At 65.9% G+C, this 18,678-nt stretch carries 17 protein-coding genes; 6 read left to right on the forward strand and 11 right to left on the reverse strand.

Annotated features, from left to right (window positions below; translation table 11 throughout):
* Positions 1-30: 30 nt before the first annotated feature.
* The 5 genes from rplB to rpsJ form a co-directional block, all read right to left on the reverse strand.
* Positions 31-894, reverse strand: coding sequence for a 50S ribosomal protein L2 (gene rplB, locus Mal64_RS07870; protein ID WP_146398907.1), 864 nt, complete (start codon positions 892-894; stop codon positions 31-33).
* 101 nt (positions 895-995) lie between these two features.
* Positions 996-1,328: a 50S ribosomal protein L23 gene (gene rplW, locus Mal64_RS07875; RefSeq protein WP_146398909.1), complete on the reverse strand. Its 333-nt coding sequence runs from the start codon at positions 1,326-1,328 to the stop codon at positions 996-998.
* A 44-nt stretch (positions 1,329-1,372) separates the two neighbouring features.
* Positions 1,373-2,032 (reverse strand): 50S ribosomal protein L4, encoded by a 660-nt coding sequence (gene rplD / locus Mal64_RS07880; RefSeq protein WP_146398911.1) that lies wholly within the window; start codon positions 2,030-2,032, stop codon positions 1,373-1,375.
* A 70-nt stretch (positions 2,033-2,102) separates the two neighbouring features.
* A complete protein-coding gene (gene rplC / locus Mal64_RS07885) occupies positions 2,103-2,753 on the reverse strand; it encodes a 50S ribosomal protein L3 (protein WP_231993630.1) in 651 nt (216 codons plus the stop codon).
* Between the two features lie 211 nt (positions 2,754-2,964).
* A complete protein-coding gene (gene rpsJ / locus Mal64_RS07890) occupies positions 2,965-3,285 on the reverse strand; it encodes a 30S ribosomal protein S10 (RefSeq protein ID WP_261342186.1) in 321 nt (106 codons plus the stop codon).
* Positions 3,286-3,950: 665 nt separating this feature from the next.
* Between rpsJ and Mal64_RS07895 the strand changes: the two genes are divergently transcribed.
* From Mal64_RS07895 to Mal64_RS07920, 6 genes are all read left to right on the forward strand, one after another.
* Positions 3,951-4,988 carry an aldo/keto reductase gene (locus Mal64_RS07895; RefSeq protein ID WP_197525572.1) on the forward strand — a complete coding sequence of 346 codons (1,038 nt, stop codon included), beginning with the start codon at positions 3,951-3,953 and terminating at the stop codon, positions 4,986-4,988.
* A gap of 143 nt (positions 4,989-5,131) precedes the next feature.
* On the forward strand, positions 5,132-5,314 hold the full coding sequence (locus tag Mal64_RS07900) for a hypothetical protein (protein WP_146398919.1): 183 nt from the start codon (positions 5,132-5,134) through the stop codon (positions 5,312-5,314).
* A 100-nt stretch (positions 5,315-5,414) separates the two neighbouring features.
* Entirely contained in the window at positions 5,415-5,921 is a 507-nt protein-coding gene (locus Mal64_RS07905; protein WP_146398920.1) for a hypothetical protein, read from the forward strand.
* Between the two features lie 110 nt (positions 5,922-6,031).
* Entirely contained in the window at positions 6,032-6,430 is a 399-nt protein-coding gene (locus tag Mal64_RS07910; protein ID WP_146398921.1) for a GntR family transcriptional regulator, read from the forward strand.
* Complete coding sequence (locus Mal64_RS07915; protein WP_231993631.1) at positions 6,427-7,347, forward strand: ABC transporter ATP-binding protein; 921 nt, start codon at positions 6,427-6,429, stop codon at positions 7,345-7,347. Before Mal64_RS07910 ends, Mal64_RS07915 begins: the two co-directional genes overlap by 4 nt.
* On the forward strand, positions 7,331-8,761 hold the full coding sequence (locus Mal64_RS07920) for a hypothetical protein (RefSeq protein ID WP_146398923.1): 1,431 nt from the start codon (positions 7,331-7,333) through the stop codon (positions 8,759-8,761). The genes Mal64_RS07915 and Mal64_RS07920 overlap by 17 nt, the downstream gene beginning before the upstream one ends.
* A 385-nt stretch (positions 8,762-9,146) precedes the next feature.
* Here Mal64_RS07920 and Mal64_RS07925 read toward each other — a convergent pair whose 3' ends face one another.
* The 6 genes from Mal64_RS07925 to rpoC form a co-directional block, all read right to left on the reverse strand.
* Positions 9,147-9,767 (reverse strand): hypothetical protein, encoded by a 621-nt coding sequence (locus Mal64_RS07925; protein WP_146398925.1) that lies wholly within the window; start codon positions 9,765-9,767, stop codon positions 9,147-9,149.
* A 244-nt stretch (positions 9,768-10,011) separates the two neighbouring features.
* On the reverse strand, positions 10,012-10,479 hold the full coding sequence (locus Mal64_RS07930; RefSeq protein WP_146398927.1) for a hypothetical protein: 468 nt from the start codon (positions 10,477-10,479) through the stop codon (positions 10,012-10,014).
* Between the two features lie 31 nt (positions 10,480-10,510).
* Positions 10,511-12,673, reverse strand: coding sequence for an elongation factor G (fusA, locus tag Mal64_RS07935; protein WP_146398929.1), 2,163 nt, complete (start codon positions 12,671-12,673; stop codon positions 10,511-10,513).
* A 339-nt stretch (positions 12,674-13,012) separates the two neighbouring features.
* Entirely contained in the window at positions 13,013-13,483 is a 471-nt protein-coding gene (gene rpsG, locus Mal64_RS07940) for a 30S ribosomal protein S7 (RefSeq protein WP_146398931.1), read from the reverse strand.
* Between the two features lie 99 nt (positions 13,484-13,582).
* Entirely contained in the window at positions 13,583-13,972 is a 390-nt protein-coding gene (gene rpsL / locus Mal64_RS07945; protein ID WP_146398933.1) for a 30S ribosomal protein S12, read from the reverse strand.
* 248 nt (positions 13,973-14,220) lie between these two features.
* A complete protein-coding gene (gene rpoC, locus Mal64_RS07950) occupies positions 14,221-18,597 on the reverse strand; it encodes a DNA-directed RNA polymerase subunit beta' (protein WP_146398935.1) in 4,377 nt (1,458 codons plus the stop codon).
* Between the last annotated feature and the right edge of the window lie 81 nt (positions 18,598-18,678).

The raw sequence follows: 18,678 nt of genomic DNA on the forward strand, positions 1-18,678 counted from the left end.
AGCTAATCGCTAACGGCTAACAGCTAAAAGCTACTTCTTGACTAGTTTCTGGACGCCGTAACGCTTCGACTTGCGGCGGCGGACGATCGCCTGGTTCGACGGCTTGCGACGCTCGCGGGTCATGCCGCCCTTGGCGCTCTTGCCGGTGGGGCTGACCGGGTGACGGCCACCCTTCGTGCGACCCTCGCCACCACCGTGCGGGTGATCGATCGGGTTCATCGCCGTGCCACGGACGTGCGGGCGACGGCCCATCCAACGCTTGCGACCGGCCTTACCCAGCACCACCATGCTGTGGTCGGGGTTGCTGGTCGAGCCCACCGTCGCACGGCAGGCCGACGGAACGCGGCGAATTTCGCCGCTCGGCAGCGAGATCTGAGCCCAGTCCGACTCGCAGGCCATCAGCGTGGCGCTCGTGCCGGCGCTGCGGCAGAGCACGCCGCCGCGGCCGGCCCGCAGCTCGACGTTGTGGATCACCGTGGCGGGCGGGATCTTGCTCAGCGGCAGGCAATTGCCCACCGTGGCCGGGGCCGTGTCGCCGCTCACCACCTTGTCACCCTTGGTCAGGCCGACCGGGGCGATGATGTAGCGACGCTCGCCGTCCTCGTACTCCAGCAGCGCGATCCGCGCCGAACGGTTCGGGTCGTATTGAATCGAGTCGACCGTCGCGGCCATGCCGTCCTTGTTGCGACGGAAGTCGATCAGCCGGTAGCGACGCTTGTGCCCACCGCCGCGGTGTCGGCAGGTGATCTTGCCCTGGTTGTTGCGGCCGCCGGTCTTCTTGATCGGGCGCAACAACTTCTTCTCAGGCTTGGCGCCCTTCGTCAGCTCGGCGAAATCGCTCACCGAGGCGTTGCGGCGCCCGGGGCTGGTCGGCTTGTATTTTCTGATGCCCATAGTGAAGTCGCTGGTAGCTAGTTGCTGGTTGCTAGTTTCTCAGTCCTCAGTCGCCACCTCGCCGCCAGCCGAAACTAGCAACCGGCGACTAACAACTAGCCCTAAAAGAAATCGATGCGGTGTTCTTCGTTGAGCGTGACGATCGCCTTCTTCCAGTCCGCCGTGCGGCCCATCCGGTAGCGAGAGCGACGCAGCTTGCCCTTGCGGTTCTGGATCGCGACCTTCTCGACCTTCACGTCGAACAGGCTCTCGACCGCGTTGCGGACGTCGGCCTTGTTGGCCAGCCGGCTGATCTCGAACGTGTAAGCGTTGTAGCGGGTCGAACGATGCACGCCCTTCTCGGTCACCAGCGGCTTGATCAGCACCTGGTGCGGCTCGAGCTTCAGCTTCGGCTCGGCGGGGGCTTCGTCGGTTTTTGATGTGCTAGCGGCCATGGCTCTGCAATCGTTGCTCTACAAATCGTTTGTTTCGGTTTCGCTCAGCCTTCGGCGGCGGCGGTCTTGGCGCCCGTGGCCTGGGCCGACGACTTCAGCGCGTCGAGCGCCGCCTTGGTGATCAGCACCCGGCGGGCGGACAGCAACAACAGGGCGTTCAGGTCCGAGGCGCGCGACACGTCGACCCGCTGGATGTTCCTGGCGCTCTTGTACACGTTCGTGTCGACACCCTCGGTGGTGATCAGTAGCGACGAATCGTCGACGCCCAGCACCTTCAGCAGGTGGGCCATGTCCTTGGTCTTCGGGGCATCGAAGGCCAGCTCGTCGATCACCACCAGTTCGTCGTCCTGCACCTTCGAGGCGAGGGCCATACGGGTGGCGAGACGGAGCGCCTTGCGAGGCATCGAGTACGAGTAGTCGCGTGGCCGGATGGCGTGGATGTGACCACCGCCACGACGGATGCCGCTCCGCTTGTGACCGGCGCGGGCGTTGCCCGTGCCCTTCTGGCGGTACATCTTCTTGCCAGCCGCGGCCACCTCGGCGCGGGTCTTGGTCTTGTGCGTGCCCTGCCGCGCGTTCGCTTGGTACATCACCACCGCGTCGTGCAGCAGCTGCTTGTTGATGCTCGCGGCGAAGTCGGTGGGCTCGACCGCGTAGGTCCCCACCTTGTTCCCCTTGCGGTCGTGAACGGTAAGTTTCGGCATGGCTCGTGAGCTTTCAGCTGTCAGCAATCAGCCCGCCTGCGGCGGACAACCCCATAAACAGCGAGGCGACTTACATCTTGTTGGTGGTGCGGATGACAACGTAACCGCTGTTGGGTCCCGGCACGGCGCCGCGGATCAGCAGCAGGTTATTCTCGGCGTCGACACGCACGAGCTTCTGGTTCCGCACGGTGCACTTCTTGTTGCCGTACTGGCCGGACATGCGGATGCCCTTGAACAGACGGCTCGGGTAGGCGCTGCAACCGGTGCCGCCGGCGTGGCGGTGGCACTTCTTCACGCCGTGCGAGGCGCGTTGGCCGGCGAAGTTGTGACGCTTCATCACGCCCGAGAAACCGCGGCCCTTGCTCGTGGCGGTCACGTCGACCCGCTCGACCTCGGCGAAGGAGTCGGCCGACACCTTGTCGCCAACGGCCAGGCCTTCGAGGCCCTTGAATTCGCGAAGGAAACGCTTCGGCTCGCAGCCCGCCTTGGCGAGGGCCTCGACACCGGCGGCCGAACGGCCCTTGGATCGCTTGCTGTCGAGCTTGGCGACATGGCCCCGCTCGCTGCGCGACGCCAGCCGGCGAGGCTTGTCGAGATAACCGAGTTGGACCGACTCGTAACCATCGCTGTCGACGGTCTTCACCTGCAGCACGTCGCACGGACCGGCCTCAATGACGGTCACCGGCACCACTTCGCCCGAGTCATTATAGACTTGGGTCATACCGATTTTTCGACCCAGGATCCCTGCGGCCATGAGAGTGCTTTCGTGCTGTGGAGGTCGGTCTGGCCGGCGGGGAGTCACGCGGCTGGCCCCTCGGGGAGAGGGGCCGCCCCGGCTTACCCAGCCAGGCTTCCGGTCATATTTGCTTGGATTGATTCTCGCGTCGGCCATGCCGCATGAAGCGGGGCGGCCAACGCTCCTAGGAACAAGATCAGCCGGCGGTCGCCTTGATCTTGATATCGACGCCCGCAGGCAGGCTCAGCTTGTTGAGCGACTCGATCGTCTTGGCCGTGGCCTGGACGATGTCGATCAGACGCTTGTGCGTGCGGATCTCGAACTGCTGACGCGACTTCTTGTCGACGTGCGGGCCCCGCAAAACGGTGTACTTCTCAATCCGCGTGGGCAGCGGGATCGGGCCGTGAACCATCGAGTTGGTCCGCTTGGCCGTGTCCACGATCTCGGCGGCGCTCTGATCGAGCACCGAGTGATCGTAGGCTTCCATCCGAATGCGAATAATTTCTTGCGAAGCCACTGCTGATGCTCTCTCGGAGGTTCGTGCCCACCGGCGGTCGCTCAACCGGGGCTTACGCCCGCGGGGACCCTTCCGATAGGCCGCAGGGCCAAACGCCTGCGGGGCCAGTTATCAAATAGCTCGAACGTTTCGTCTCACTCGTTACTCGGGCTGACCGGGGCCGCCCTTACCCACACTCGGGACGAGCGGGGAATCGACCAACTTAGAGCCCTTCGTATCGGCTGTCAACGGCCAGAGGGAGAGTTTTTAGCCCCGTCTCCTCCCGCTTCGCCCCAACGGCTGCGGATCGGGGCGAAACTAACGCGCTGTGGTAATCCGGGAAGGATCGGAGGGCGGCTTAGTACAGGCGAATTGGAGCCTAACGGGGCCTCCCATTGGCGTTGGCCACGCGACTCGTCCTGGCCACTCTCGAGATACCGCCGCCTGGTTCGCTGCTCAGCTGCCCCCGCTACCCTTGTCGCGCTGAATATATACGCAAACCTTTACCCAGTAGTCACTTACACCATCCTCACAGGAATACCGCTGTTCTCCCCCGCACGATTCAGTGGCCCCAAAGAGTTAGTGACGCCCCGCTAGCCAGAGTCGCAGAACGATAGTTTGCCCCGGCGATGCGCGAGCCCTAGCATGCAATGCGTCAAATCACCGCCCAAGCCAGGAGCGCCGCCGTGACCGAGCCCATCGATTCCGCCTCTGCCGAGCGGCCCGCTGACCGCCGCGAATTCCTCAAGCGGGGCCTGGCGACCAGCGCCTTGCTGGCTCTGGCCGACCGGGTTTACGCCCAGCAGCGCGACGACGGCGGCGGCCTGCCCATGCGTCCCCTGGGTCGCAGCGGGGCCGAGGTCTCGATCCTCTCGCTGGGGGGCTACCATATCGGCCTGACCGCCAAGCAGCACGGCGACCCGGCCGCCGTTCGCCTGATGCACCGTGCAGCGGAGAACGGCCTCACGTTCTTCGACAACTGCTGGGACTACCACATGGGCTACAGCGAAGAGGTGATGGGCAAGGCGATCGAGGACCGCCGCGACCAGGTGTTCCTGATGACCAAGGTCTGCGACCGCGACTACGAAGGGGCCAAGCGTCAGCTCGACGAGAGCCTCAAACGGCTACGGACCGACCACATCGACTTGTGGCAGTTCCACGAGATGGTCTACGACAACGACCCCGACTGGGTGTTCGACAAAGGCGCCATCCGCGCCGCGCGCGAGGCGAAGCAGGCGGGCAAGGTCCGTCACATCGGCTTCACCGGCCACAAGGATCCCAGCATCCACCTGAAGATGCTCGGCAAAGACGAGCCTTGGGCCAGCGCGCAGATGCCGATCAACGTTTGCGATTACTACTTCCGCAGCTTCTTGCACAACGTGGCGCCGGCGTGCGACGAAAAGGGCGTCGGCGTGATCGGCATGAAGAGCCTGGGGGGCGGCGAGATCGTCCGCTCCGGCTTGATCTCGGCCAAGGACTGCCTGCGATTCTCGCTCTCGCAGCCGGTCAGCACGGTGGTCACCGGCATCACGAGCGAGGCCGAGCTCGACCAGGCGCTCGAGGTCGGCCGCGGCTTCAAGCCGCTCGGCGCGGCAAAGCAGTCGGCCCTGTTGGCCAAGGTCGAGGAGGCCGCCGGCGACGGCCGCCACGAGCTGTTCAAGACCACCAAGCGGTTCGACGGCTCGTACCACCGCGAGCAGCACGGCTTCGCGACCGAGGGCTGAGCCCGGCGCCGCTTGTGTGGCGTTTGAAGTCGGACCGCGGATACGCTCGAATGGTGTTGCTCCCTCTCAATCTCCCAACAAGGTTAGGAGAGGGTTCCGCCCCGCGTTGCGTGTGTCACTCTCTTTCTACTGCAGCTCCTCTCATGCAAGAGTTCTACCGTCAGGTGCGCGACTGCCGCTGGCTGATCGCCGGCGTGCTCGCGACGAGCCTGCCGCTCGCTTACTACTACAGCCCATGGTGCCTGCTCTACACCCCAGCCCTGTTCGCTCTGCTGGCCTTTCGGGCGACGATCATCACCATGGTGGGCGACGAGAACCGCCGCTGAATCGGGTGGGCAAGGTCGCTGCAACGCCGTGGCCTCTTCATAACCCTATGCCCCCTCGCCCAAGGCTTGTCGCACAACCATGTTCGAGCGGCTAAGAATCGTGGCGTCTTACGCCGCCCTGACTCTCTCGGTGGCGATAGCCGTGTTGTGGATCCACAGCTACGCCGCACGTTCCAGCGTCGAGTTGCGCGGCGGGCAATACAGCTGCGTCCTTTCTTCGTGGCGGGGGCTGCTGGACCTCAAAGAGCACTGCGGCGACGTGAGCAAGCCGCAGCAGAAGCTCAAGTGGCGTGTGGATGTCATCGAGGCGACTCGCCATAGGCAAAACGTTGACGCCGCCAGCGGCTGGGGAATCATGCGTACGCCCAAACCGTTTACGTTCAACGTACGCAAGAACCTCCATACCACCAGGGACGGGCGTGTTTACTACGGGCGGGTGATCACATTGCCGTACTGGTCCCTCTGCATCCCCCCGTTGCTGCTGGCCCTGCTGCGCCGGCCTGCGCCGCGCTTGCGTTTTGGGTTGCGCGACGCGTTCGCTGTCACCACACTCGTGGCGCTCGGCGCCGCGGCCTTTGCCGCGCTGACACAAATGGCCGCGGGTTGATTCGTGGCGTGGCGGACGGCGCCTCCGGCCGCCGCTCGGCGGGCCACCCGCCTTGTCCTCATTTGGTGCTTGACTCCGGTCCGCCCAGGTGTATTAGTGTATTGGTACACATGGACAGACAGCCCTCCCCCTTCGACCTCCGCGCCTCCTCCGGGGCGCCGATCTATCAGCAGATCGTCGACCAGGCGTACGCGCTCGTGGCCGGCGGCCGGCTGAAGGCGGGGGAGTTGCTGCCGAGTGTCCGAGAGGTCGCCCGCGCGGCGGACGTCAACCCGATGACCGTAAGCAAGGCGTACTCGCAACTCGAGAGCGAGGGGCTCGTGGAGCGCGAGCGCGGCCGCGGCATGCGTGTCCGAGAGCCGGGCGACAACGCCGCGACCCTCACCCAGCGCAAGCGCCAGTTCCAAGAACTCCTCGCCCCCGCCTTGCACCGCGCGGCCCAACTGGGGCTCAGCGAGGCGCAGGTGAGGCAAGTCATCGAATCCCAGCTCAAGGAGCGCCACCAGTGAACGCCATCGCTACGGAACCTCCGCTTCAGGCCGTGCGTCTGGGCAAGTCGTTCGGCGAGAAGGTCGTGTTGCACGACGCCAGCCTGCTCTTGGAGCCGGGCCAGGTGCTCGGGCTGTTGGGCAAGAACGGCTCCGGCAAGAGCACGCTGATCAAGTGCCTGTTGGGGCTGCTGAGAACCACCGCGGGCGAGGCCCGGGTGTTCGGCGAAGACGCGTGGGACCTGTCGGCCGGCGCCAAAGCGCGGCTCGGCTACGTGCCGCAACAGGTGACCGCCTACCCTTGGATGCGGGTCCGTCAGATGATCGCCTACACCGCCGCGTTCTACACCGGCTGGAACCACGCGCTGGCCGACGACCTCTGCCGCCGCTGGGACCTGCCGCTCGAAGACCGCACGGGCGTGCTGTCGGTCGGTCAGCTGCAGACGCTCGGCCTGGTATTGGCCCTGGGGCACGAGCCCGACCTGCTGGTGCTCGACGAGCCGGTGGCGAGCCTCGATCCGTCGGCGCGACGCGAGTTCCTCCGCACCTTGATCGACATCGCCGTCGAGTCGGACGAGAGTGGCCCTCAGCGGTCGGTGCTGTTCAGCACGCACATCACCAGCGACCTGGAGCGGATCGCCAACCGCGTGGCGGTGCTGCAGAACGGACGGGTCGCGTTCGACAGCGAGCTCGACACGCTCAAGGAGAGCGTCAAGCGGCTGCGGCTCACTAGCCACAACGGAGCGATTCCCGATGGCTTCGCCGTGCCCGGAGCGTTATCGACGCACGTCGCCGGCAGCTTGGCGACCGTCACGGTTGCCGATTACCAACCCGAGACGGCCAACGAGCTCGCCAGCCGCTGGGACGCCGACGTCGCGGTGGACGACCTGAACCTCGAAGAGATCTTCTTGGAGATGCACGATGGCCTTAGCCACTAGTGTTTGCACGCCACTCCTTGCCCGACTGCGGAGCGCCGCGAGTGTTTACACCACACTCCCTTGGGTGTTAGTGGGGCTCGGCCTCTGGCTTGCGGTCCTGGCGGTAGCGAGCGCAGGCGCCACCGCCGGGCGGGGCCACACGTACTACTACAGCATGATCCTCAACTTCGCCTGGGGGGCGGCGTTCACCGTCCCTTTGGCGGTCGCCGTTCTCGCGAAGCGACAGTTCGCCACCCCCGCCGCGCGGCTCGTCCCCGGGTACCGAGCGCCCCACTTGGGCGTGCCTGTGGCTGTGGTGGCGGTCTCGCTGGCGGCCGCGCCGCCCGTCGCGGCGTGGCTATTGAGCGTCGATCCGATTGGGCTCACCGCCTTTTGCGCTACGGTCGGCGCGCTGGCGCTGGTCGGGCAGCACGCAGGGACCCTCGCCTCGGTCGCGGTGTTGATGTCCCTGTTTGGCGCCGCCTGGCTCCCGGCCGTGGGCCGGTGGTGGCTGGCGCCGAGCGGCGCGGAGGGCGCGGGGGACTTGGCCCGGGTCGGGGTGCTGCTGGTCTCCTGGTCGCTCGTCGGTGTGTGGCTCCAGCGGCTGGCGACACTCAACGCGGAACGCCGCGACTACCAGGGCGCCCCTCTCGCCGCCGCTTACCCGTGCGATACGCATTCTGGGCGGGTTGAGCAGGGCAATTTCGCCCCCGGTCACGGGAGGGTGCACGCCCCGTACGACAAGGCGACCGACCGCCTGCTCGCCGACTCGCCCCGTCCGGCGCAATTGCTGCGATGCGGCTACAGCCCGCTTGAATCGCATGTCCGCGCCGGTTGGGTCTTCGTTTATCAAGGCGCGCTGTTCACCGCGGCGCTCGTGATGTACGGGCCGGCACTGGACCGGCTGAACGACGGCATGATCGTTTATCTCCTGCTGATGTTCGCATGCTTTGTGCCGGCGTCAGCGGCCGGGAAACTTGCCCAGCGGCGGCCTCAGATGGAGCGTGAGCTGCTGCTGCCGATGACGCGTCGCGATTACATGCGTGGTGTGCTAACGCCGCTAGTGTGGGACGCCGCGTGGCTGTGGCTCGCCCACGCGGCGCTCTTGGTTTACGTGATTGGGGTGTTCCGGCCCGACTTGGCGTCGCCCGCGATGACGGCGGTGATCGCGCCATTCGCTCTTTTCTCGCTGGCGTGCAATGTGTTCGTCGGCGGGTGGGAGATCTACCTCGCGTCGTATCGCATCGGTCTGCTGCGGGGCGCTCTCACGTTAGTGGCGTCGTTCCTCACGATCGCCGCCGTCACGCCGTGGTGGCTCAACCGCGAATCGGTGGGGGGCCTGTACTTCATCGTGGCGGCGGGCGTCTTTGCCCTGGCCGGCGTCGTGCTGACGCGTCTGGCGTGGCGGCGGTGGCTGAACGCCGGACTCGGCTAAGAAGTTTGCGGCCGATACGCGAGGGTCTAGATCGCACTACCGCTAGCCGTAGCGTTGTTTTCGCCTTATCGACGTCGAATCACACCGCCACACACGCTACGCATCCGTGCGATCCGCACTATCACGGACGCCGTCCGCAGCGTCGGCCGGCATTGGCTGACATGCCGTTTCGCATCCGCGATGATCGGCGATCGTCCGTGAATATTTCTTCTCCGGCGTCACTCGGGTTCACGCCGGGGGTGACTACCAAAGTCGGAGCCGGCGCCGTACACGCACGACGTGTCCGCCGGCCTGCGCAAGAAGCGAACCATACAAAAAGCGTCGAGGCTGCGATTGGCAGCCTCGACGCTTCTTATTCGATTTGGTTCGCACGCCCGGTCGGTCGCTACTTGGTCCGGAAGCGCGACACGCCGCCCACCAGCAAGGCGCCCATCACCCAGATCATGCCGCTGACGGCTTCGGGGACCTGGGCCGTGGCGGACTCGGCGATACGGAACCCGGCGGTCGCTGTGTTCGGCGCCGCGCTGTCGTACACGCCTAGGCGGTAGGAGCCGGCGGAGAAGCCGGTGAGCAGCGGGGTCAGCGGGTTGGCCTCGGCGACCGGGTTAGAGCCGTTGGTCGCCCCCGGCAGGCCAAACAGATTCGTGTTGCCCTGCACCGGCGGAACCGAGCTGTTGGCGAAGTTTGTCTCATTGGTGTAACGCAGCACCGCGCTGCCGCCAGGACTGTCCAGGAGGTCGAACGTGTACCCGGTCACGTCGTTCGCTGCGCCGTTGCTAACGAACGAGTCCAGGAAGAGGTCGAACGACGTCAGGCTTGTGAATTCGAGAAACGCCGTGAAGGGCGTGGCCGTCCACTCGAACGTGATCTCGCCCAACGCTTCATTGGCGACAGCGGTCCCGGCGCCTTGCGGGACGCCAAAACCATCCTGCTGGATCGAAGCCAACGCCGGTGAGGCTCCAAGAGCAACGAGCAGCAATAAAGCGGTGCAGAAACGTGCGATCATGGTGCATTCATAGGTAGTGAATCAATGGGACGACCGCGGCGGCTCCGCCGCGACCACACAAACATCCTATCCCCCCGCACCGGGACCCACAACCTAAATCGCGCCGTCTGACACCCGCTCGAACCAAACGCCGCCTTGCCGGCAATGGCGCTGCGGCTAGCCCCATAGCCAATGCGGACAAAACCGGAGCGCCGGCCTACTAGAGCGGTTGTTTGCTCCCTGCTGGCGACGCTCGGCTAGCGGCTCACTCCCCCAAGCGATCGCTGGGGTCGCTCTGCCGCACCGTCGGAGGAACCGGGGCCAAACCTGCGTGGGCTCCCTGGTCATTTCGCCCGCGAATAAAACCAACCAACCAGCCCAGCGGCAGAACCCCGCACAACGCCGCCACGGGGGCCAACACCGGCAACGCCAGTAGCAGCATGCCGAGGCCGATGTTCGCCGTCTGGTCGCCCAGCACGTTCCAGGCGTACCAGTGCAGCGTCCAAGGGGCGAGCAGAACGAACGCGCAGAGAACCGCCCCTGCCAGCAGCGGCGGCTTGCGAGTGCGTGGGTGCAAGGCCAAGGAAACCAGCAGAGCGAAGGTCGCTACCCCGGGGGCGTAATACCATCGCAGCTGCTCGCCCCACACGCCGAAAAGCGGCGAGGTCCAAACAGCCGCCGCCACGGCGAAGACCAGAGCGGTCAGGAGCAGCCATCCGGTCGTGAATCGCATCGCACTTTTGCTCCCGCCGCCTAGGCGGCTTTCACTCGCCCAGGAACTTCTGCAGCACCTCGTCGGGCGCCGCGGAGTAGCCGCTGGGGGTCATCGAGCAACCGGCGCGTCCTTGGCTCAAGGATCGCATCGCGCTCGAGTAGCCGAACAGGTTGGCCAGCGGGGCCTCGGCCAGCAGCACCGTGTCGGCGCCGCGCTGCTCGGTGCGGTGGATGATCGCGCGGCGCTGCTGCAGGTCGCCCACCAGGTCGCCCACGTGGTTCTCGGGCGCGGTGATCTCGAGCTTCATGATCGGCTCGAGCAGCACGACGCCCGCCTCGCGCAGGCCCTTGTCGAACGCCAGCGACGCGGCGGTGCGGAAGGCGATCTCCGTGGAGTCGGTCTCGTGGACCTCGCCGCCGGTGACCGTCACCTTCATCCGCATCAGCGGGAAGCCAACCGAGCCGCCGCCGCCGGCCGCGTTCTCCAGCTCCTCAACCACCACGTTGAGGAACTCGTCTGGCAGGCCGTGGCCCGGGGCGACCGACACAACGACCGGCGGCGCCACCGCGGCCAACGGGCCGGTGGGCGTGAACGGCTCGACGCGCACCCGCACCGCCGCGGTGTGCTGCACGCCGTTCATCAGCCGGTGGCACTCGCCGGTGACCTCGGCCTTGCCGCCGATGGTCTCTCGGTAGCTGACGCGCGGCTTGTGGACCTTCACCTTCAGGCCGAAGTCCCTGGCCAGGCGGTGCTGGATCACCTCCAGGTGCAGCTCGCCCATGCCGCTGATGAGCGTTTGGCCCGTCTCCTCGTTCTCCTCGGCGCGGAAGGTGGGATCTTGCTTGCGGAGCATCGCGAGCACCTCGCCCATCTTCTTCTTCTCGGTCGAGTTCTCCGCCTCGATCGCCATCGAGATGACCGTGTCGGGGAACTCGATCGACTCCAGGACGATCGGCGCCGCGGCGTCGCAGAGCGTGTCGCCGGTGACCGAGTCGCGCAGGCCGAGCAACGCGACGATCTCGCCCGCCTCGGCGGCTTCGAGTTGCTCGTCCTTCTTCGTCGCGTGGATCCGCCAGATCTGCGAGACGTTCTCCTTGAGGTCGCGGCCGGCGTTCATCACGCGGCTGTTCGGCTTGAGCACGCCCGAGTAGATGCGCACCCAGTAGAGGTCGCCCGTCTTGAACGGCAGGATCTTGAAGACCAAGCCGCAGAACGGCTCGGCGGGGTCGGGCTTGCGGGCGATGCGATTGCCCTTGGCGCCCTGCTCGCCGTCGTCGGCGTGGGCCTTCGCCGCGCGGCGCTGCTTCTTGGTCGCCGCCTTGCCGGCTGGCGCCTCGCCCACCACGGGGGGCATCTCGAGCGGGTGCGGCAGGTAGTCGGCCACCGCGTCCAAGAGCGGCTGCACCCCCATGCCGTGCAGCGCCGAGCCGACCAGCACCGGCTGCACCTGCTCGTGCACCGTGGCCGCGCGGATCACCTTCTTGAGCAGCGTCTCGGGGATCGGCTCGCCGCTCAGGGCGAGCTCCATCAGCTCGTCGCTGAAGTCGCAGAGCTGCTCGACCATCCGCTCGCGCCACAGCTGCGCCTCGACCGCCAGCTCCTCCGGCACGTCCTCTTCCTTGACCTCGCGTCCCTCCTTGCCGCCGGGGAACGTGAGCAGCCGCATGCGGATCAGGTCCACCACGCCGCGGAACGGGTCGTCCTGGTGCGGAGGGCCCTGGCCGGCGGGGATCTGCAACGCGATCGGCGTGGCGCCCAACCGGTTCTCGATCTCCTCGAGCACGGCCTCCCAGTCGGCGCCCTCGCGGTCGAGCTTGTTGATGAACGCCAGACGCGGCACGTGGTAGCGGTTGGCCTGACGCCAAACGGTCTCGCTCTGCGCCTCGACGCCCTCTCTAGCGCTGAACACCACCACGGCGCCGTCGAGCACGCGCAGCGATCGCTCGACCTCGGCCGTGAAGTCGACGTGCCCCGGCGTGTCGATCAGGTTGATCCGCACGTCCTTCCACGGCATCTGCACGCAGGCCGAGTAGATCGTGATCCCGCGTTCCTGCTCCTCGGCGTCGTCGTCCGTGGTGGTGGTGCCGAGGTCGACCTCGCCGGCCCGGTGCCGGGCGCCCGACAGGTAGAGCATCCGCTCGGTGACCGTGGTCTTACCCGCGTCGATGTGCGCGATGACGCCGAGGTTGCGGAGCTTGGTGAAGTCGGGCACGGGAGAGTGGAGTGGTCGGAGGTGAGAGGTGGGAGGTCAGCAGGAGGGAACCGCCAAGACGCCAATATCGCCAAGACCTCACAAAATAACATCGCTGTGGGAGGCGTCTCCGACGCCGATATCGCGCTGCGAGCAACAAGCGGCTGGCGCGCCGTTGTCGGCGTCACAGACACCGCCCACATTCACACGTCAAATCATTCTTCTTGGCGTCCTTGGCGTCTTGGCGGTTCTTCTTGTTAGCGCACAAAAAAAGCCAGGGGCCGAGGGTCAGGATTCTATCACAGAACCCTGACCTCCGACCCCTGGCCCCATTGTCTCACTGGAATGGGTCTCTCTCGCTCACCACGCGAAGTGGGCGAAGGCCTTGTTGGCGTCGGCCATGCGGTGGACGTTGTCGCGGCGGGTCATGGCCACGCCCTCGCGGTTGTAGGCGGCCGTGAGCTCGTCGGCGAGCTTCAGGTGCATCGGGCGGCCCTTCTTGTCGCGGACGGCGAGCAGCAGCCAGCGGATCGCGAGCGACTGCTGACGCGTGCGGTTGACCTGCATCGGCACCTGGTAGGCGGCGCCGCCGACGCGCTTCGAGCGGACCTCGATCGAGGGCTTCACGTTCTCGATCGCCTGGGTGAACACGTCGATCGGCTCGACGTCTTCGACCCGCTCCTTGATCACGTCCAGGGCGTCGTAGAACACCCGCTGGGCGGTGCTCTTCTTGCCGTCGTTCATCAAGCAGTTGATGAACTTCGCGGCGAGGAGCGAACCGTGGATCGGATCGGGCTTGAGTTGCTTGCGGCTGGCGGTGATGCGGGCCATGGTATTTAGCTGTCAGCGGTCAGCTGTCAGCGGTCAGCTATTGGAATATGGTTTAAATCAATCTAGCTGAGAGCTAAAAGCTGACAGCCGATCGCTTCGTTACTTCTTCTTGCCCTTGGAGCCTTCTTTCTTGGCTCCGTAGCGGCTGCGGGACTGCTTGCGGTCGGACACGCCGAGCGTGTCCAAGGCGCCGCGGACCACCTGGTAGCGGACGCCCGGCAGGTCGCGGACGCGGCCGCCGCGGACCAGCACGATGCTGTGCTCCTGCAGCGTGTGGCCTTCGCCCGGGATGTAGACCGTGACTTCCTTGCCGTTGGACAGACGCACACGGGTGATCTTCCGCAGAGCCGAGTTCGGCTTCTTGGGCGTCATGGTCCGCACCTGCAGACAAACGCCACGCTTGAAGGGGCACTTCTCCAAGACGGGCGCCTTGGACTTGGTGCGCTTCTTCTTGCGGTTCTTGCGGACGAGCTGGTTGATCGTTGGCATGCGTAATCTGCAGCTTTAGGGGGCTCGGAGAGAGCCGCTCGGTGATTTGGCGTCCGCCCGGCGCGGGGCGTCGGGCGGAGGGAAGTCCAGCAATATGGGGGTTTTCGGCCGGGGTGTCAACCGGGCCCAACGTCGATCGGGCGCGACTCCCGGCTTGCGCCGGGCGGGAGGCCCGCAAGATGGTGCTAATCGGCAGTTTCTCTCGGCGTATCGACCTTACTCGAAGGCCGATACGCCTGGTCGGTCGCTTACGATTCGTCCGTCGCGTCGCCGCCCGAACCCAGCAGGGCGTCGAGGCCGCTCGGGGCGGGCTCGCTGGAAGTCGGCTCGGCCGGGGGGGCCGTCGGCTGCACGCCGCCAGCAGCGGCGCCGTCGTCGCCGGCGCCCAACAGCGGGAACGACCGCTCCAGCACGCTGGCGGTCTCCACCGCCAGGGCCTCGAGGGCCTCGGGCCGGATGCGGACCTCGGCCTCTTGGATGCTGCGGAAGCCGGTGCCGGCCGGGATCAGGTGGCCCAGGATCACGTTCTCCTTCAGGCCGACCAGGTTGTCCGTCCGGCCGCCGAGGGCCGCCTCGGTGAGCACCTTGGTCGTTTCCTGGAAGCTCGCGGCCGAGATGAACGACGAGCTCTGCACGCTCGCCTTGGTGATGCCCAAGAGCTGCGTGCTGGCGGTCGCCTTCTTCGGCTTGACGCCCTTGGCGACATCGCCGCCGAGGGTCTCGATCTGGGCGTTCGCCTGCTCGAGCACCGCCTTGGGAACGATCGAATCCTCGGCGAAGTCGCTGTCGCCCTTCGCGCTGATCTTCAGGCAGTCGTTGAGCGCGTCGTTCGCCTGGCGGAAGTCGTACTTGTCGAGCACCGAACCGGGCAGCAGGTTCGTGTCGCCGGGCGACTCGATCTTCACCTTCCGCAGCATCTGCGAAACGATGATCTCGATGTGCTTGTCGTTGATGTCCACCCGCTGGCTGCGGTAAACGTTCTGGATCTCGCGGGTGAGGTACTGCTGCACCGCCTCTTCGCCCGAGACACGCAGGATGTCGTGCGGCACGAGCGGGCCATCGACCAGCGAGTCGCCCGCCTTGACGATGTCGCCCGAGTGGACGCGGAGGTGCTTGTTGTGCGTCACCAGGTGCTCGCGCTCGATGCCCGCCTCGTTGCGGACCATGATCGAACGCTTGCCGCGTTTCTTCTCGGCCATGATCTCCACGACGCCGTCGATCTCGGCGATGACCGAGGGATCCTTCGGCTTGCGAGCCTCGAAGATCTCGGTGACCCGCGGCAGACCACCGGTGATGTCTTGGGTGCCGCCCGCTTCACGCGGCGTCTTGGCGATCAGGGCGCCGGCGTTGATCTTGGTGCCGGCCTCGACCTCGAGCCGCGCCTTCTCGGGCATGTAGTAGAAGTCGAGGACTTTGCCGTCCTTCGGGTCTTCGACCACGATCTGCGGGTGCAGGTCGCCCTTGTGCTCCATGACCACGTAACGCATCAGGCCCGAGGGGTCCTTCTCGCCGCGGATCGTCTCGCCCGGCGTCAGGTCCTCGTAGCGGATCACGCCGCCGGTCTCGGCGAGAATCGGGATCGAGTGCGGGTCCCACTCGCAGAGCACGTCGCCGATCTTGGCCTCGTCGCCTTCGTTGTGCTTGATCACCGAGCCGGTCGGGATCTCGTACTTCTCGATCTCGCGGCCGCGGTCGTCGACCAACGCCAGCTCGCCGTTCCGGCCGAGCACGACCAGCTCGTCCGAGTCGTTGCGCACCGCGTTGAGCTTGGCGAAGCGGACCTTGCCGCCCTTGGTGGCCTTGATCTCGCTCTGCTCGATGTCGCGGTTGCCGACGCCGCCGATGTGGAACGTCCGCATCGTCAGCTGCGTGCCGGGCTCGCCGATGCTCTGGGCGCCGATGATGCCCACCGCCATGCCCTCTTCGACCATCGAGCCGGTCGACATGTCCATGCCGTAGCAACGCCGGCAGATGCCGAGCGGGGCGACGCAGGTCATCGGGCTGCGGACCTGGATCTTCTCCAGGCCGAGCTCCTCGATCTTGCGGGCGATCTCGGCGGTGATCATCTCGCTCTCGGCCACGATCACCTCGTCGGTGATCGGGTTGACGATGCTTTGACGGCTCACCCGGCCGCGGATCAGCTCCGACAGGCCGACCTCGACCTTCTCGCCGCGGTAGATCACGCCCTTGGTGATGCCCTGCGTCGTGCCGCAGTCGTCCATCGTCACCACCACGTTCTGGGCGACGTCGGCGAGCTTACGCGTGAGGTAACCGGAGTCGGCCGTCTTCAGGGCCGTGTCGGCCAAGCCCTTGCGGGCGCCGTGCGTCGAGCTGAAGTACTCGAGCACCGTCAGGCCCTCGCGGAAGTTCGCCTTGATCGGCGTCTCGATGATCTTGCCGGACGGCTTGGCCATCAGGCCACGCATGCCGCCGAGCTGACGCATCTGCTCCACACCGCCTCGGGCACCGGAGTGCGCCATCAGATAGATCGGGTTGACGTACTGGTTGCCGCGGTAGTCGACCTCCAGCGCGCTCATCATCTCGGTGGTGATCTCTTCGCGGGCGTGGGTCCAGGCGTCGAGCACGCCGTTGTAACGCTCGCCCTCGGTGATGATGCCCCGCTGGTAAAGCTTGTTACGCTTGAGCACTTCCTTCTCGGCGAAGCCGATGATCTTGCCCTTCGTGTCGGGCGTCACCAGGTCGTCGGTGCCGAACGACAAGCCGCTGAGCGTCGACGTGCGGAAGCCGATGCGGTTCATGTCGTCTAGCAGGTCGATCGTGCGGCGCCGGCCGAGAAACTCGTAGCAGTCGCTCACCACCTTGGAGAGCTCGCTGGAGCGCTGCGCCACGTTGTAGTACGGCATGCCCTCGGGCAGGATCTCGTTGAAGAACACCCGGCCGATCGTGGTGTCGATCACGCGGCCCGCCTTGGATGGGTCGCCGTGCTCCTCGCGGAGGCACTGGTCCGGCTTGAGGCGGAACTTGATCCGCGCGTGCGTGTGCGCCTTGCCGAGCGAGTAGGCCATCTCGACTTCGGCGAAGCTGCTGAACGCCATCCCGTCGCCGGGGGCCTCGGGCACGTCCATCGTGATGTAGTAGCAACCCATCACCACGTCTTGCGACGGGCTGATAACCGGGGCGCCGTTGGCCGGGCTGAAGATGTTGTGCGTGCTCATCATCAGCGTGTGCGCTTCGACCTGGGCCTCGATCGAGAGCGGCAGGTGGACGGCCATCTGGTCGCCGTCGAAGTCGGCGTTGAAGCCTTTGCACACGAGCGGGTGCAGGTTGATCGCGTTGCCCTCGACCAGCATCGGCTCGAACGCCTGGATGCCCATGCGGTGCAGCGTGGGCGCCCGGTTCAGGAGCACCGGGTGGTTGGTGATCACCTCTTCGAGGATGTCCCAAACCTCCTCGTCCTTGCGCTCCAGCATCTTCTTGGCCGACTTGATCGTGTCGGCGTGGCCGAGCTCCTTCAGGCGCCGGATGATGAACGGCTGGTAGAGCTCCAGCGCGATCTTCTTGGGCAAGCCGCACTGGTGCAGGCGGAGCGACGGGCCGACGACGATCACGCTGCGCGCCGAGTAGTCGACCCGCTTGCCGAGCAGGTTCTCGCGGAACCGCCCCTGCTTGCCCTTGATCATGTCGGTGAGCGACTTGAGCGGGCGGTTGCTCGAGCCGAGCACCGGCCGCTTGCAGCGGTTGTTGTCGAACAACGCGTCGACACTCTGCTGCAGCATCCGCTTCTCGTTGCGGATGATCACCTCGGGCGCGTTCAGGTCGACCAGCTTCTTGAGCCGGTTGTTGCGGTTGATGATCCGCCGGTAGAGGTCGTTCAGGTCGCTCGTGGCGAAGTTGCCGCTGTCGAGCAGCACCAGCGGACGCAGGTCGGGCGGGATCACCGGGACCACGTCCATCACCAGCCACTCGGGCTTGTTGTCCGAGTCGCGGATCGACTCGACCGTCTTGAGCCGGCCGATCAGGTCCTTGGCCTTCTGCTTGCTGCCGGTCTCTTTCAGGTCGACGCGCAGTTGCTCGGAGAGCGTCACCAGGTCGAGCGCCGCGAGCAGCTTGCGGATCGCCTCGGCGCCCATGTCGGCCTCGAACGTCCCCTCGCCGTACTCCTCACGCGCCGTGCGGTACTCCTCTTCGGTGAGCAGCTGCTGCATCTTGAGCGGCGTGTCGCCCGGGTCGGTGACCACGTAGTCTTGGAAGTAGATCACCTTCTCGAGGCTCGTGGTCTTCATCGCGAGCAGCGAGCCCAAGCGGCTCGGCATCGCCTTGAAGAACCAGATGTGCACGATCGGCGCGGCGAGCTCGATGTGGCCCATCCGCTTGCGACGCACGCGGCTGTGCGTGACCTTCACGCCACAGCGGTCGCAGATCATGCCCTTGTACTTCATGCCGCGGTACTTGCCGCAGGCGCACTCCCAGTCCTTCTCCGGCCCGAAGATCCGCTCGCAGAACAGGCCGTCCTTCTCGGGGCGGTAGGTCCGGTAGTTGATTGTCTCGGGCTTCTTGACCTCGCCGAACGACCAGCTGCGGATGTCGTGAGGCCGCGCGAGGCTGATCTTCACCGACGCGTAGTCGTTGATGCGGTCGTAGTTTGAGGTTTCGAGCAAGCTCATCGTGCACTCCTGTGGGAATTGTCCTCACGCAAAGACGCGAAGGCGCAAAGGGTGTTTTGCATCGGTCTCACGCTTGTCCCT

Source organism: Pseudobythopirellula maris (assembly GCF_007859945.1).
GTDB classification, from domain to species: Bacteria; Planctomycetota; Planctomycetia; order Pirellulales; family Lacipirellulaceae; genus Pseudobythopirellula; species Pseudobythopirellula maris.

Bases quoted from the DNA above. Each gene is read 5' to 3' on its own strand.
- rplD (WP_146398911.1), bottom strand. From the start codon at position 2,032: ATGCCGAAACTTACCGTTCACGACCGCAAGGGGAACAAGGTGGGGACC.
- rpsL (WP_146398933.1), bottom strand. From the start codon at position 13,972: ATGCCAACGATCAACCAGCTCGTCCGCAAGAACCGCAAGAAGAAGCGC.
- Mal64_RS07925 (WP_146398925.1), bottom strand. From the start codon at position 9,767: ATGATCGCACGTTTCTGCACCGCTTTATTGCTGCTCGTTGCTCTTGGA.
- rplC (WP_231993630.1), bottom strand. From the start codon at position 2,753: ATGACCCAAGTCTATAATGACTCGGGCGAAGTGGTGCCGGTGACCGTC.
- rpsG (WP_146398931.1), bottom strand. From the start codon at position 13,483: ATGGCCCGCATCACCGCCAGCCGCAAGCAACTCAAGCCCGATCCGATC.
- Mal64_RS07920 (WP_146398923.1), top strand. From the start codon at position 7,331: ATGGCCTTAGCCACTAGTGTTTGCACGCCACTCCTTGCCCGACTGCGG.
- Mal64_RS07930 (WP_146398927.1), bottom strand. From the start codon at position 10,479: ATGCGATTCACGACCGGATGGCTGCTCCTGACCGCTCTGGTCTTCGCC.
- rpoC (WP_146398935.1), bottom strand. From the start codon at position 18,597: ATGAGCTTGCTCGAAACCTCAAACTACGACCGCATCAACGACTACGCG.
- rplB (WP_146398907.1), bottom strand. From the start codon at position 894: ATGGGCATCAGAAAATACAAGCCGACCAGCCCCGGGCGCCGCAACGCC.
- rplW (WP_146398909.1), bottom strand. From the start codon at position 1,328: ATGGCCGCTAGCACATCAAAAACCGACGAAGCCCCCGCCGAGCCGAAG.
- Mal64_RS07900 (WP_146398919.1), top strand. From the start codon at position 5,132: ATGCAAGAGTTCTACCGTCAGGTGCGCGACTGCCGCTGGCTGATCGCC.
- Mal64_RS07910 (WP_146398921.1), top strand. From the start codon at position 6,032: ATGGACAGACAGCCCTCCCCCTTCGACCTCCGCGCCTCCTCCGGGGCG.